This window comes from Nocardia terpenica, from assembly GCF_013186535.1.
GTDB classification, from domain to species: domain Bacteria; phylum Actinomycetota; class Actinomycetes; order Mycobacteriales; family Mycobacteriaceae; genus Nocardia; species Nocardia terpenica.
Genome location: NZ_JABMCZ010000005.1, coordinates 1,210,673 through 1,224,885, shown reverse-complemented (window position 1 = coordinate 1,224,885; position 14,213 = coordinate 1,210,673). Strand labels below are relative to the sequence as shown.

General features: G+C 64.9%; 13 protein-coding genes. 3 read left to right on the top strand and 10 right to left on the bottom strand.

The window, feature by feature from the left end; translation table 11 throughout:
• The first annotated feature begins 348 nt into the window (after positions 1-348).
• Together HPY32_RS41430 and HPY32_RS41425 are read left to right on the top strand one after the other, a co-directional pair.
• On the top strand, positions 349-750 hold the full coding sequence (locus HPY32_RS41430; protein ID WP_156674390.1) for a hypothetical protein: 402 nt from the start codon (positions 349-351) through the stop codon (positions 748-750).
• The gene (locus HPY32_RS41425) at positions 747-1,769 is read left to right on the top strand and encodes a flavin-containing monooxygenase (protein ID WP_067586876.1); all 1,023 of its coding nucleotides are present in this window, start codon (positions 747-749) and stop codon (positions 1,767-1,769) included. Before HPY32_RS41430 ends, HPY32_RS41425 begins: the two co-directional genes overlap by 4 nt.
• A 484-nt stretch (positions 1,770-2,253) precedes the next feature.
• Here HPY32_RS41425 and HPY32_RS41420 read toward each other — a convergent pair whose 3' ends face one another.
• The gene (locus HPY32_RS41420; RefSeq protein WP_067586882.1) at positions 2,254-3,525 is read right to left on the bottom strand and encodes a lanthionine synthetase LanC family protein; all 1,272 of its coding nucleotides are present in this window, start codon (positions 3,523-3,525) and stop codon (positions 2,254-2,256) included.
• 190 nt (positions 3,526-3,715) lie between these two features.
• Between HPY32_RS41420 and HPY32_RS41415 the strand changes: the two genes are divergently transcribed.
• Positions 3,716-5,098, top strand: a complete 1,383-nt coding sequence (locus tag HPY32_RS41415) for a cytochrome P450 (RefSeq protein WP_067595613.1) — start codon at positions 3,716-3,718, stop codon at positions 5,096-5,098.
• 1,713 nt (positions 5,099-6,811) lie between these two features.
• Here the strand turns inward: HPY32_RS41415 and HPY32_RS41410 are convergent.
• From HPY32_RS41410 to HPY32_RS41370, 9 genes are all read right to left on the bottom strand, one after another.
• A complete protein-coding gene (locus HPY32_RS41410) occupies positions 6,812-7,426 on the bottom strand; it encodes a hypothetical protein (RefSeq protein WP_156674391.1) in 615 nt (204 codons plus the stop codon).
• A 38-nt stretch (positions 7,427-7,464) separates the two neighbouring features.
• Positions 7,465-8,805: an SHOCT domain-containing protein gene (locus HPY32_RS41405; RefSeq protein WP_067586889.1), complete on the bottom strand. Its 1,341-nt coding sequence runs from the start codon at positions 8,803-8,805 to the stop codon at positions 7,465-7,467.
• Complete coding sequence (locus HPY32_RS41400; RefSeq protein WP_067586891.1) at positions 8,802-9,086, bottom strand: hypothetical protein; 285 nt, start codon at positions 9,084-9,086, stop codon at positions 8,802-8,804. The genes HPY32_RS41405 and HPY32_RS41400 overlap by 4 nt, the downstream gene beginning before the upstream one ends.
• Before the next feature lie 61 nt (positions 9,087-9,147).
• Positions 9,148-9,795, bottom strand: a complete 648-nt coding sequence (locus HPY32_RS41395) for an MspA family porin (RefSeq protein WP_171983291.1) — start codon at positions 9,793-9,795, stop codon at positions 9,148-9,150.
• A gap of 499 nt (positions 9,796-10,294) precedes the next feature.
• Positions 10,295-10,687, bottom strand: coding sequence for a hypothetical protein (locus tag HPY32_RS41390; protein ID WP_156674392.1), 393 nt, complete (start codon positions 10,685-10,687; stop codon positions 10,295-10,297).
• A gap of 56 nt (positions 10,688-10,743) precedes the next feature.
• The gene (locus HPY32_RS46410) at positions 10,744-11,817 is read right to left on the bottom strand and encodes an RDD family protein (protein ID WP_082871276.1); all 1,074 of its coding nucleotides are present in this window, start codon (positions 11,815-11,817) and stop codon (positions 10,744-10,746) included.
• A 91-nt stretch (positions 11,818-11,908) separates the two neighbouring features.
• Positions 11,909-12,535, bottom strand: coding sequence for a hypothetical protein (locus HPY32_RS41380; RefSeq protein ID WP_067586900.1), 627 nt, complete (start codon positions 12,533-12,535; stop codon positions 11,909-11,911).
• Positions 12,536-12,542: 7 nt separating this feature from the next.
• Complete coding sequence (locus HPY32_RS41375) at positions 12,543-13,784, bottom strand: HlyD family secretion protein (RefSeq protein WP_156674393.1); 1,242 nt, start codon at positions 13,782-13,784, stop codon at positions 12,543-12,545.
• The gene (locus tag HPY32_RS41370) at positions 13,781-14,116 is read right to left on the bottom strand and encodes a hypothetical protein (protein WP_156674394.1); all 336 of its coding nucleotides are present in this window, start codon (positions 14,114-14,116) and stop codon (positions 13,781-13,783) included. Before HPY32_RS41370 ends, HPY32_RS41375 begins: the two co-directional genes overlap by 4 nt.
• Positions 14,117-14,213 lie beyond the last annotated feature (97 nt).

The window sequence follows — 14,213 nt, the reverse complement described above, 5'->3', positions numbered from 1 at the left end:
AGATGGTGCACACCGTCTACACTGCCTTTCGCCACCAGATAGCCGCACGTTACATGTTTTCCACTATTGAACAGATGACCTGATTCCCCCGGAGAACCTCGCATTCTCACACATGATGATGTCGGCGAACATCGCAATCCCCGGACATGAAGTTTCCGGAAAACACCGCGTACCGGAATGCGACGCCATCGGAAATATAGAGTTTCCAGATTCGGCCGTGTCGACGAATATTCGATCAATCCGAGACAGACAGGTCGAGATCGTATCGCGCGCCCAGTTCGTGGAATGCCGCGGCTGTGGTCGGGTCCACGGGTATCCCGAGTTGTGCCGCGGACCGGGTATGGTCTCGTGCCGGCCCAGTTCGGCCAACGCCACGGTGCGCCGGAACCGAAACGTCTGGGCGAGTCCTGCCAGCTGTGCGAGGTGGTCGCGGCGCTCGCGGAGGAGGGTATCGACCTGCTCGAGATATCGGGCGGGACGTATGAATCCGCCGCCATGATGGGCGTCGGCGAACCGGCCCGAGTGCTCGACGGCGCAGTGACCGCCAGCGGCGTACGTCCCCGCCGCCTGGGCATCGACAGCATCGACGGCATGACCGAACTCGCCTGGTACGCACAGCAAATGGCGAGAATCGCAGCCGGTAAGCAGCCCGACCCGAACCGGCACCCACTCACCACACTCACCACGTACCTGCTCGAGACCGGCCTGGACGTCGCCCGTGGCCCGCTGCGCTGGGCGGCCGTGCGATGACCGCGGCAGACACCCGGAGGCCCTCGGTCCTCATCGTCGGGGCGGGATTCGGCGGGCTGGCCATGGCAGCGGAGCTGGCCCGCCACGGCATGCGCAACTCTTACTCGTTCGCACCGAATACCGAATGGCCACGCCGGTTTTCACTGCAACCCGACATCAAGCGCTACATCGAGCAGGTCATCGACAGCTACGAGCTGCGCCCGCATCTACGGTTCGGCACCGAGGTGACCTCCGCCGCCTTCGACGCCGACACCGCCACCTGGCATATCGAGACCAGCACCGGCCAGAGTTTCGACGTGGATGTCATCGTGCCCGCGACCGGCGTCCTGTCGCAGCCCGCACTGCCGTCCATTCCGGGACGGGACTCGTTCGAGGGCAAAGCCTTTCACTCCGCACGATGGGATCACGACTACGACCTGACCGGCAAACGCGTCGCGGTGATCGGCACCGGGGCCACCGCGATCCAGTTTCATACCCCAGATTCAGCCGCAGGTCGCGCAACTCACCGTCTTCCAGCGCTCCGCGCCGTACATCATTCCCAAACCCGACACCACCTACGGCCGCCTGCACCAGCGCGCCTTCCGTGCTCTTACGGCATCACCGTCCCCGGCTTCCCCGACATGTTCCTCGTCTACGGGTCCAACACCAGTCTCGGCGCGGGCTCCATCATCTACATGCTCGAACGCCAGGCTCGCTACATCCGGCAACTGATCGAACACCTCGCCGCCCATCGCAACTGCTACCTCGATATCCGACGCGAGGTGGAACAACGCTACGACGACGAAATCCAACATCGCCTCCAGCACACCGCCTGGACCGGCTGCGCCAGTTGGTACCGCAACACCAACGGCCGCGTCACCGCCAACTGGCCCGGCACCGTCACCGAATACCACCGCCGCACCCGCACAGCCGACCTCAGCGATTTCCATCTCATCCGCCCACCCCACGCAAGCCCAACCGACTCGACGAAACCCGACACAGGACGTATCGAGCCACCGCAGCGTTGCTCGCCCCGATAACCCCCAATCGAGCCAGAGATCTCGCCGCCGACATCACCAACGCAGGTGAATGCACTCAACTCGGCATGAGCGGGTGTTGGAAAAGCTGTGCCAGCCAACCGTTCTGGACGACTGACCAACGCGTGCACGGCGGCATGTCAGTGTGTTCGTGTCATCGGTGTCGGTGGGTGAGTTGTGTGCGGCGGCAGGTCATATCTTGCGGGCGACCGTTGCGGCCATCGCTGGCGGTCACCTCACCACCACCGACGCCATGACCAGCAGACGTTTTCGAGCCGACGGCAATCCCGCGGCACCGCAGACCCTCCTGACCGCGGTTGACACCATGTTGAAATCGGTTCTCGCCCGACTCGACGGCTCGAAAGCTTAGTAACAACAGTGGCCGGGCCAGGTTCGGCCGCGCGGTCTACACCACCCGCTCGCACGCCGGCCCGCCAGCAACGCCGCTTCCAATTGACAGCAGTCAGTGCGTTTGGTTCTTGCTCGACTACGAGAGCGTGGCCGACGGGTGGCCGGGCCATTGCACGGTGTAGTCGGGGCGCCGATTGCCGAGGATGCGAGCGTAGCGGAGCAGTTCACGGACGATCCCGGCGTTCCCCATGGCCCACCCGGTGCGGGGCTCCAGATCCGAGGGAGTGACGCGGTGCTCGTAGTTCGACCAACGAACTCCGGTGTGGTCGACGATGGCTCGTTCGGTGAGGTCGGCGACCAGGAGTCGGGCGAAATCGTGAGCGTGTCGACGTTCGGCGGGGTCGGGGTGTTCGACCATTCGGTCGCAGGCGAGCGCGAGGACTCCCGCTGTTCCGCAGCAGGATCCGTTGTTGTCCCAGAATCCCGGTCGCAGTCGTTGTGGTAGGCCGCAATGCGTGATGGTGTGCCAGCACCGGTCGATCAGCTGGGTCCAGTTCGCGTCGCCGGTGAGTGCGGCCAGCAAGCGGAAGGTCTGAGCGTCGCCGGTGGGACCGTGGCACCACCCGTAGCTGAACCGCTCGATCAGCTCGGGGCGGTGAGGTGGATCCGAATGCGGCACAAGAAATCCTGGCGGGCCTGCTTCGTCGCGGGCGACCACGTCTGCGACACCGGCGAGCGCGGTGGCATGTAGGTCTTCGCGGCCGGTCGCGGCCGATACCGCGGCCAGGGCGTGAACGATACCGAGGGTGCCATGGGCCATGTGGTGCATGCGGGCAGGGGCGGGGTACACCGCCCAGTTGATCCCACCAGGGGTCGGATCTGCGGTGGCCAGATACGGCTCAACCGCCAGCAGTGCCAGGTCCACATCGTCGGTATGGAGGGCACCTAGGGCGATACCCGCGTTGCCGAGCAACAGTTCGAAGAATGGGCCCCATCGTTGGCCGTCGAACGCCGCGCGAACTCGATCGAGCCCTCGTCGAGCGAACCGCTCGCAGTCCGGATCGTCGAGCTCGACGTGTACCGCGTGCAACGCGACGGCCATTCCTGTCAAGCCGGTATACAGCGACCAGTCGCCTTGCTGTTCGACCTGCGCAGCGATCTCCCTGGCACCACCGAGTGCGGCTTCGCCATAGCGGTCGTCGCCGAAATGGTTGCGAGCTTCCAGCAAAGCCAGCACGATGCCGGCGCCACCGTGATAGAGAGTCGGATCGTTTTCCGCGTCGTTGGCGGCGGGTTTCCAGATCAGGCCGTTCTCGCTCACCTGGGCCTGGCCAACAAGCCAATCGACTGCACCACGCGCCAACCGCTCCACCGGCCCGATATCAGGAACGATCGTGCCCCCCAACATGACTGCCAGCTTAGGCGAACGTATCCGGAATTCGGCATGTGCGGACGTTCGGACGATGCCGTCGAAGCTGTGGTGACCGACTGGGAATCCCACGGACGGACTGTTCGTCGGGGCTTGACCGTCTATCGGAGCATTGCAAGGCATGGAGGATCGACAACATTCGCGCCGTGGTGTCGCATCATGGGTGGTGATGAGTGCGCCGCCGGGGAGTACGTCACGTCTACTGCCGCATCCCCGCGGACGTGTGCCGCTGCTCGGGGATGTGCTGACCCTGGATCTTGCCCGTCCGACCCAGCAGGCGGTCCGGGACGCGCGCCCATTGGGTGGCGGTATCTTCGAACGCCGGATCTTCGGTACTCCGGTCGTGATCGTCTCGGCAGCTGATCTGATCGAGCAGGTCAGCGACGACAGCGTGTGGAGTAAGCACGTTGGAGCGATCTTGAAGCCGCTGCGGGAGATCGCGGGCTCCGGCCTGGTCACTGCTCTTGATGGAGAGCCGGAGTGGGGGTCGGCGCATCGGATCCTGGTGCAGGGCTTTATGAAAGAGGCGATGCGGGGGTACCACTCGACCATGGTCGCTGTGGTCGAGGACCTGGTGGACTATTGGCGCGGCCGCGATGGTGAGTGGGTCGATGTCGTTGGTGATGCGAACCAGTTGGCGCTGGAGATTATCGGGCGTGCCGGGTTCGGGTGGTCGTTCGGGTCGTTCGCAGGGGATCGTGTGTTCGGTGATCGGTTGCGGCGGGGACTGTCGTATCTCAATAGAACGGTCAACCTGCCGACGATCGTGAAATCCACGTTGTTGCGGCGGCAAACGGCGCAGCACCAGCGCGATGTCGCCTACCTGCACGAGGTCGTGGACGATGCGATCGCGGCGCGCCGCCACGCGGCGGAGCCTCGGTCCGATCTGCTCGATCTCATGCTGAACACGGTGGATCCGTTCACCGGGGATCGGCTCGACGACGACGCGATCCATTCCCAGTGCCTCACCCTGCTGGTGGCCGGGCATGAAACCAGCGTTGCCGCATTGTCATTCGCGCTGCACGAGTTGGCGCATCATCCGGACATCGCCGACAAGGCCCGCGCGGAGATCGAGGCCACTCTTCCGGCGGTGCCGATCGGCTATGACGATGTCGGTCGCCTGCGGTTTCTTCGCCGCATTGTTGACGAGACCCTGCGGCTGTGGCCGGTCGCGCCCGGGTTCTTCCGGGAGGCCACCTGTCCGGTGACGCTCGGTGGACACGAATTCGGTCCTGGGGATTGGGTTTTCGTGCTGACCTTGGCCGCACACCGCGATCGCGAGACGTGGGGCGCCGATGCCGAGCAGTTCGACCCGGACCGATGGCAACCTGAACGACTGCGCCAGCTCGGCCCGCACATCTACAAGCCCTGGGGTATCGGGCCACGAGCCTGCATCGGACGCGCATTCGCTCTGCACGAGGTCACGTTGGCGCTCGCTCGGATTCTCCGTGAGTTCGAGCTGCACCCCGAGCCCGGGTACGACTTGATCGTCAACGAGCAGATCACGCTCAAACCTCACGGGCTCCGGCTGCGTTTCGCGCCACGCTCCTGACGACCGGGGTGCTTTTTGGTGACCCTGTGCTGTTGGCTGCGCAACCGTGTGATCTGAGCTACCTTCGATATCTACCCCGGAAATTTCCGGGTACCCGGCAACCGCTGGAGCGGAACCGGATGACTGCCGATAGGCATCCAGAAGTCTCTTATCTTTTGATCGTTGGACGCGGGCTAGCGTGTTGCCGCGGACTGAGTTTCGGGTGCCGTTCGATTGTTGGCAGATGCGAATCGAGTGAGATCCTTCGACACCCGCTCCCGAGGCATCTTCCGCCAAGAATGGTGCTACGCCGACAACCACACCCGCACGATCGTCGAACGCTGGGTAGCGGAACACACCCTCGCGGAGCCGGTGTCACCGTCTGCTCACATCAAGCTCGTCGAACTAAACGGGACATGTCAAAAGTGCGGAGACTGGCGACAACTGCGTGACGCCCTCTGCGTCGAATGCCACCCCGGGCTGGGCGGATAGACCACTACTCCAGCCGGTGCGCTGGTGCACGGAACCGATTCCGAGCCGATTCCGGTTTCGGCCGAAAAGCTCGCAGGCGGTGCCGCTACTGCCGAGCCGATAGCAGGGACGGCGTTGGTAGCTAAACGGTCAGTGGCACAAGGGCGTTCGCCGATCGGGCAACAGAACGGGCAGGCAGACAGGAAATCGGCCATCACTCCCGTGGAGATTTCACGCTCGCCAGCGTCGGTGACGGCGCAGGGTACTCGGTCCGTGGCAGCAACTACAGCAGACCCGGGGCTGCGGTCCCTGCCAGCTGAGCGTCGACGCACTCAACAGCGACAACCGCCGCGTTCACGGCGGGCATCGCGCTCGAGGCGAACGGTTCAGGCGGGAGCGCAAGGTTGAGCGCGTCGAAGACGCACATGCGCCCTATCCGCATCCGGTCATTGAACAGTGTTCCTATAGTCGGCCGGGCGATACCCAACATCGCGTGAGACGGCAGGGGCGGTGCTGTCAGCCAGGCGGTCGGCTGCACGGGTCGTCCTCTCAGCGGTCATGAAATGTTCACGGTCAGGGTGGTTGCCTGTCGGTGATGCGGCCGGAAATGGTGTGCCGCACTGTCGAAGGATGGGATCGAGGATGAACATCAGGTCTGTCGTCGCTGCGGGAGCGTTGGCTCTGGGTGTGGTCGCTGTGGGTGCCGGTGTGGCCCAGGCGGACACCTACATTGGCAACTACGCCACCTACGAGGCATGCCAAGCCGACGGCGAATCGCCGAAGACTGGCGGTGATCGGTGGGAGTGTCGTCAGCAGAACGACGGTAGTTGGGATCTGTACACGTCCGACTCCAGCCGGCCGTCCACGGGATCGTTCGGCTGAGCACTTCCGACTGCAGGTCACGGCGGCTGAGTAACGGCACCCAGTCGGGATGCTCCGAGTATGCACCCCGGCTCAGGGGCCGCCCGTTCCGCCGCTGGTGAATCCTCCCATCTGCCCTTTCGACGCGGGCCCGAATCTTATTCGGCGGTTGTACTCACGCAGGTATGCGGCTTTCCAGCGGGGCCAGTCGAGGTAGGTGTCTGCGGCGGTGGCTCGATATCGCCGGTACTGTTTTCTCTTCGTCAGTGTCAGTGTCTGCTGTGCTTCTCGTGCGGCTCGGCGGGCTTTTTCAATGCCGCGCTCCAGTTGCTCCCGTGTGAGTTCCACGGGAGGGTCGTCGAAGATGCTTGGTCTGCGGTGCCACATGGAGTGCTGTCCGGATTATCGGTGTTCGATGGAACGCGGTAGCGGTGTGGCGGTTCCGATGGAGGTGTTCGGGAAGCAGGGGGACGTTCCCAACAGTGCCAGCCCGTCCTCGTTGTTCGGGTCGCTGTTTTTGTATCGTGCGACGGCGAGCAGGTAGCCGTCGTGGGTCACGGTGTTGGATTGGGTGTCTTTCATCGGCCATACCTGCCACAGTCGGTCACGCCAGATATGTACGACGGCGGTGAAGTAGTCCCCGACCTTGCCCGCGGGGACGCCGGTCAGGAAGTACCAGACCTGAGCCTTTTTCGGGCCGGTGGTGTCGTTGGGGTCCCCGTCGCACGGGGCGGGGCCCAGGTTCGCGACATCGAATTCGGGTTTGGGCTTGTTCGGTTCGCTGGGAGGCAGTGTCAGGGCGACTCCGGGCGGTAGGGCGTTCAGGGTTTCGGTGAGGTACTTCTGGATCTTGTCTCGCGCCGTGGTTTCGTTCAATTGCCCGGTGGCCGATGTCGTGGTGGCCGAGGGTGCGGATTGTCCGCTGCATCCGGCCAGGACCGCACCGCATAGGGCGGCAGCAACGACGATTCCGGGCCACCGCCGTGGGCAGCGCAGGTGGTTGTTCTGGTGTGTCATCGTGATCGTTTTCTCCTGGGTCGGCGCCTGCCCGGCGTCTATGGCTTGGCGGGGACTACAGGAACGAACGCGCCCATTCTTTCGAGCGTTTGCACATCGTCGATCGACACGTCTGTCCATTGGCTGGGCTGACCGACGATCATGGTGCCTCCCCCATAGTAGAGAGACCTGACCTGGTATATCGGTTCGTAGGTCACGGCCAGGACCGGGTTGCCGTCGAGGTCGAACGACGAGACGACGATCGGTTTGAGCCCGACGATCCGCAGCTGGACTTTCTTGGTGATATTGAGGTCGAGGCTGTTGTTGTTGTCGTACGGGCCCTTGCCGCCGGTCGGGATGGAGATCCCAGTCTTGCCCGTGATCGGGTCTGGTTTCAGGACGTTGTCCGACCAGGGGCCGACCGCGCCGGGTGTGGTGTCGGGATCCAGCGGAATCGTGTTGCCCCATCCGCTGTAGGGGCCTTCACCCGGGTGGTAGACACCCTGGATTCCTGGGTTCGCGTTGAAATCCCTCGAACTCCACCCGGGCGGCGCGTACACCCCCGGGTACAGGCGCGTGATCGAGAACCGCGATGTAAGGACCGGGGTTCCGTCGGGCACGGGTGCGACCGGGGGTGGAATTCCGGGCAGCATGTCGACCGCTGACGGTGCTCCCGGCGGGAACCTGGCATCGGCGAACCGGGTCCGCGGCCGGAATCGGCTGAGGACGAACGCCCCCGCCCCCGTGAGCAGAAGCGCCGGGATGCGGTTGTCGGGGCCACTCGGAGCCGGTGGTCGCGTCCTAGCCGGTTCGGGCGCGGGCGTGGCCGGTGCCGGGGTGTGGCCGAGGATGCGTTGTTCGAGGTCGGCGAATTCGCGGTCGGACAGCACTCCCTGGTCATGGAGCTTCCTCGCCCGTTCCAGCTGCGACGCGACATCCGCACCATCCGATGTGGCAGGCGCTGGTGCCGGTCCGGGTGCCTGCGGCAGGGGCGGCGCGGGCGTGGGTGCTTGCGGTGGGGTTGGTGCGGAGGCCGCCGGAGGTGCGGGTGGCTGGTTGCCCGGCAGCGCGGGCGGTTCGGTGCCGGGGGCGGGCACGATCGGGGTCCCGTTGCCGGGCGCCAGCGGCGGTGGTGTCAGCGCGCCCGCATTCGTGCCGCTGCCACCGCCGGAGGGCGGTTGCCCCGGCATGACGGGGGTCGGCAGCGGTGAGGGTGTGGGCGGCGGTGCCGGTATCGGTTTCGGCACCGGGATACATGGCCAGCCCGGATGCATCTGCTGCCACTGATCACACGGAATGTCGGGCTGCGCCTGGGTGATCGGGGCGAAGGCGACTAGGCCGATCCCGGTCACCGCGGCGGCGGTGGCCAGACCGTAGGTGAGCCGGTCCGTCCACGTCATCGGCGGCCTCGCCCGGCCCGCACGCGGTCGCGGAGGGTGTCGATGCCCCACCAGGTGAGTCGTCCCGCGATGCACATGTAGAGGAAGAACGCCAGGTAGACCAGGATGGCGCCGTAGTCGTCGGCCCAGCCGGGGACCCGGTCCAGGTTCGCGAACGCGACCATGAGCAACACCAAACCCAAGGCGAGGGCGCCGACCGCGACCACAGTGGGGTTCACCGGCTCGGTCCCCGATGCGGCGCGGTGGCCCGCGCGGTCGGTGGTATCGGTGGTGTCGTTCATCGGAGGCTCGACTTCCTGTCAAACAGTGGGGAGACTTCGCCTGCGGGGGTAGTCCGGCGGATTACAGCCAGAGGGGGTCGCCGTAGGCGGTCGTGGAGTGGTCCTCGGTGGGGGTGGCGATGGTGGCGGTGGCGAACGAGCGCAGCGAGACCGGGCCTGCGCAGGCGGAGACTTTGATCTCGACTTGGTCGGCGGCGAGCACGCCCTTGGTCGCCTGCAGTGGTTTGCTGCCGAAGGTGACGGTGGTGATTCCGCCGGGTTTGACGGTGGTGGAGATGTTCGGGGATACCGACGCGTTGCCGCCGATGCTCACGCTCGGCGGGTAGGAGATGTTCACCGATGCGTTGGGTCCGATCGAAAAGCCAAGGCCCACTGTCAATCCCGAGCTGACGTCCACCTGACAACCGATCTGGTACCCGTAGGACACGTTCGCGCCCGTCACCGGCACGCCGCCTTCGCCGCCTATCTCCGCGACCGCTTTCAGCGACACGAACCCTTCGTGGGTGAACGGGTCGGCATCCAGCGACGGGGCGCGGTCGATGTTCTCGGCCGTCTTCGTCACCGTCAGATTCCAGCCGTCCTCGGTGGTGACCGTGCGCACCTTGTCGGCAACCGCATCGGCGGCCGCCGGACCGGCCGCCGCCGCACCGAACACAGCAGCCCCGGCCAGCGCTCCGACGGCGGCAGTGACGGTTCTGATGCTTCTCATTTCGATTACCAACCCCCGGATAGCTAATAATTAGCAAATATGCCCAAACGATCGCATGTGTGATTGATGAACGGAAGCAGGTGTGAGCACCCTCACTTCCGGATGGAGGTAAGCGGCGGGCTCACGAGACACGTATGACCCGGTCTTCCACGACCGCGCCGACGAACTCGGCGGCACCTGGATCCCCGAGACGAATACGTGGCGATTCGCCCTCGATGACGAACACCGCGTCGTCGGGTTGGCCGGCAGTTCGATCCCGCCGAGAACACCGGTCCCGCACACGAATTGGCGATTGCACAAAACGATGTCGAGTCCGATGACGCGCCCGGTGTGGCGGGTGTGAGCGTGCATCAGCGGCGCGCGGACCTGCTCACCCGCCTCGACGAGGTTGTCTGGATCCACACCGCGCTACGCACCTGCGCTGACCCCGGTACGTCCCGTATCCGGCATCGCCGCCCGGCCCAGCGGCCGATGCTGACGCCGGATGTGTTTCGCTCGGTTACCCAGCGCGGCAGTCGGTGATCCGGGCCTGGGGACCGTAAGCGGCGTCGTGGTTGAAGTTGAACGTCGCACGGACGTGGCACACGACCCGATCGCCCGGTCGCACCCCCGGCGGCGTAGGGACGATCTCGGGTTTCGTGCCGCCGCTGGTGCCGCTCAGCTGCAACCCGGACCCGGGTGGGATCGACGCACCGACCACGGTGTCGGCCAACCGTAACGAGAACACACCCGTGGCGGTATCGATGAGCGGTTGCGGCGTCGGCCAGACGAACGCGAGGTCACCGTCGAAGGTCACCCGCGTCCCGAACACGGCGATCGCGATCGTGACCACTGCGGCTACACAACCCAGAAAGACCGACACCGCTGCCGTCGCCACAATCATCTTGATCATCCGACACCCGTTCGCGAACATGATCCAGTGCGGCCCGGAGCGGCTGAATGGGTCGCTCATGGCTGTTCGATGCTGTTGTGTTGTCGTAGGTCTCGTCGTCGGACTGCGGGCAGGATGTAGTCGCCGGTCTTTTCTGGTCCGAGGCTGCCGCCGTTGCCTGCGATGTCGGCCAGGATTGCGATGGGCATCCAGATGTCGAGTAGCCATGCCGCGAGTAGTCGGCCGGGTGATGGGATCTGGCCGGTGTCGGGGCGGAGGACGACCAGTCCGAATACGGCTTTGCCGATGGTGGTGTGGGTGATGGCTTGGATGATGACGCGGTCGGCGAAGGAGGCGGCCAGCCAGAAGCCTACGACGGCAGCGGGATTCACGCCGAGATGCTGCCAGTCGTTGTGCCGCAGTGCTTCCGGGGAGAACGCGGGGCTCACCGCGGCGCCTGCGCCGATGCCGCAGGCGATGTGTATGGCCATGTCGAGGAGGAAGGCGAGGGTTCGCCGCAGTGTGCGGGGCGATGGGTAGTCCGGGTCGTTCGATGCGCCGTGCCGCTTCGGTGGATGTGCTTGTTCTGCAGAAGATCTCATCGCTGTCCGATCCTCGTCATGGTGCATCGTGCAGTGGACTGTTGTATCCGCGGCGTGGCCTGCCGGGAGGCTACCTGGTTCGCGATCGTGGCCGGTGAACTCGGCTGCTGTCGGAGGTCGTGAATGGGAGGCGTAACACAGCTGACCGCCGCCGGGCCGCGACAGCACCCCGTGCCGGTGTGGATCTCCGGCGAACCACACCTCGCGCGTGGAGGCATTCACGACTGTGCCGACCTGCCACCCCCACGTGCTGAACAACAGCGTCGACACGACCGTGCCATCGGCATCCAGCAGTTGCACGTATTCGTTTGCGGGCGAGCGGAAGTAATGCACCGGATAGGGCACCCAGGGGTACCGCTGCACGCTGCGTACCTTGCGCCGTCTGCGCCATACCATGATCGCGCTGAGTGTTCCAGCAAAGATCAGCGGCAGTGCCACGACGCCGACGACACCCGCGCCGGTGCGGATGGCGTCGCTATCGGTGGAGTTGCCAAGCGCGAATGCCGCCGCTAGTGCGGGGACGTTGATGATGCCGAGGACGAGCGTCACCCATGGCCACACAGCACCTTTTCGCAGCGCTGCCCGCGTGGCCGGGCAGGCGATCGCTGGGAGGTGCGATGGTGACTCGCTCACCGATCGCTCATATCTTCAGCGAAGGACTCGCTGAAGACGAGTTCATACTTGGCCGGAATTCAATCGACCGTGCCATGTCGAAGATCATTCGTCGGAACTCCGTACCGTGTGCGGTGCTGACCGTCGAGAGTTCGATTGCGGCGAGCGCGGTTCCGTCCTCGGCCGGTACGACTGCTTCGAGCTGGTATGTTTCCGTTGTACGGCCCGTGTAGTGCAGTTGCGGAATGTCGGGTGCTGGGAGTTCGATGGTTCTCTCGGAGAACATCATGGGATGCCCGTCGACATCGATCGGCTCACTGGCCCAGACGTCGCCGGACTCGTTTCTCGACTCGACCAGGTCCTTGATCGCCAACCGTGGGTTCAGCGTGCTCTGGTCGGTCTGGTAGACGCAGACGGTAAGGCACGACGATACGAGGGCTCCGGTCGAGGACCGGTGTTGACCAATTCCGCAGTACCGTGTGTCGCGCTCAGCCAGGGCGGTGAACAGGGCCGCGATGGCGGGGAGCAGCGAGTGCGCCATCCTCGTCATCTCCGACGACGGGAGTTCGCCGACCAGGGTCTGAACGGCGGCGATGCGTTGATCGATATCGGTGAGCGGCATTTCCAGGTAGCCGTCGGGGATCCAGATATTCACTGTCGTATCAGTCATGGCCGGTGATCAGATTCCACGTGTTCGACTCGAGCTTGAATGCTCCCAGCCCCGCCTTCGCCGATCGCGACACCAGTTCGATACCCGCCAGGGCGGTGCCGGGCGAATGTCGGCTCACCTGGCTGACGTCCTGCAACCATACTGTCGCCTCACCCGGACGGGGAATACGATCCAGGATCTTCGACGCGATGCCCGGAGCCTGGGACGCTTCGGTGAACGACCGCAGGGCCGGGCCGAGTTCACCCACCTCGCGAAACGCCGATACGCCCTTGGATGCGGCGCCAACTCCCGGGATGACGCCCAACGCGTCCATCCCCACCGTGGTACCGATCTTTGTCAACGCCTCCTTGCTGAAGTCGCCATGGAAGATATCGCCGAACGCCTCGCGCACCTTGGGGTCCACGAAGTCCGTCGCCAGGGCACCAGCTCCCGCGACCAAGGCGACCCCTGCGAAGACGGCGTCGGCGGGCGGAGGGGTGATCAGTGCCAGGAGTCCGCTGACGGCTGCGACACCGCCGAGGATGTCGTGAATCTGCTTGCGGTGGTCGGCGATGAATTTCCCGATGCCCTTGACTGCGTCGGTGATCCGGTCCCAGATGCTCTTATCCGGTGGGCTGGGAGCGAAATCCTTTGCCGCAGCGTCCAACTCGCTGGCGATCGTGCGTGCCAGCCGGTTGTGCTCGCTCTCGAGATCTCGCGCCCGCTTGATGATGGAGTCGATCTGCCCCTGCGACTCATCGACCGCGGTGCTCGCCGAATGAACCTGTGCGACTGCGGCATTGAGGCGTGACTGTGCGGCGGCCAACTGATTCGCGTCGGAGAACTGCCTATTCGCCAACCCTAGATCCGGGTTGGACTGGGCGCGTTGCAGTGCGGCGACCGCTTGTGCATGCTGGCCTCTGGCGGCGGCCGCCTCGGTCTCCAGACCATGGGCAGTGTCCTGGAACCCGACGAGCCCGGTATGCCATTGATCGCACAGCCCGACGGCACGCTCGAGCGAGCTTTGCGCGTAGCCGAGGTCTTGCGCCAGCGTGGCATCTAACGCGGCACGGAACGCGTCGCCGCCCTCGCCGACCCACACGCTGTCGTTGCTGTTACGCAGCCGTCCCAGCAGCTCGTTGGTGTCCCTGACCGCCTCGTGAGCGGAGTCGATCTGCCCACGCAGGCCGGTGACGTCGGCGGGGGAACCCGGCACCGGGTTGAAACCCAAGCTAGGGTACGGATTTTCGCTCATCGGTTCGGCTCCGTGGCCGAGGCGCGGCCCTGGGTCGATACCCTCGCCTGGGCCAGTGCTTGTGCGAACCGACTATCCACCTGCTGGTAGGCGTCGCGGCACTGCGCGATGCCATCGGCGGTGCTTCTCGCCGCTTCCCCGATGCGCTGAATACCGAAGTGCCAGCGCCGCTGAAAGCTGTCGGCGGCATCGTTGAGAACCTTCGTCCCGATATCACCATGCCCGCCCTGAGCCATGGCCCTCATAGCCTCGCCGAGGACCTGCTCGGAGTTGAGCAGTGACTGAACCGCTTTGCCCAGCGCGTCGATATCCACACGCAGAAATCCAGTCAAGTCAACACCTCTCGGACACAGCGGCACATCGACAGGCCCAAACCGGTTGCCGACGATCAATCACTGCATTGGACGTAACGCAGACCGTCACGGTTCC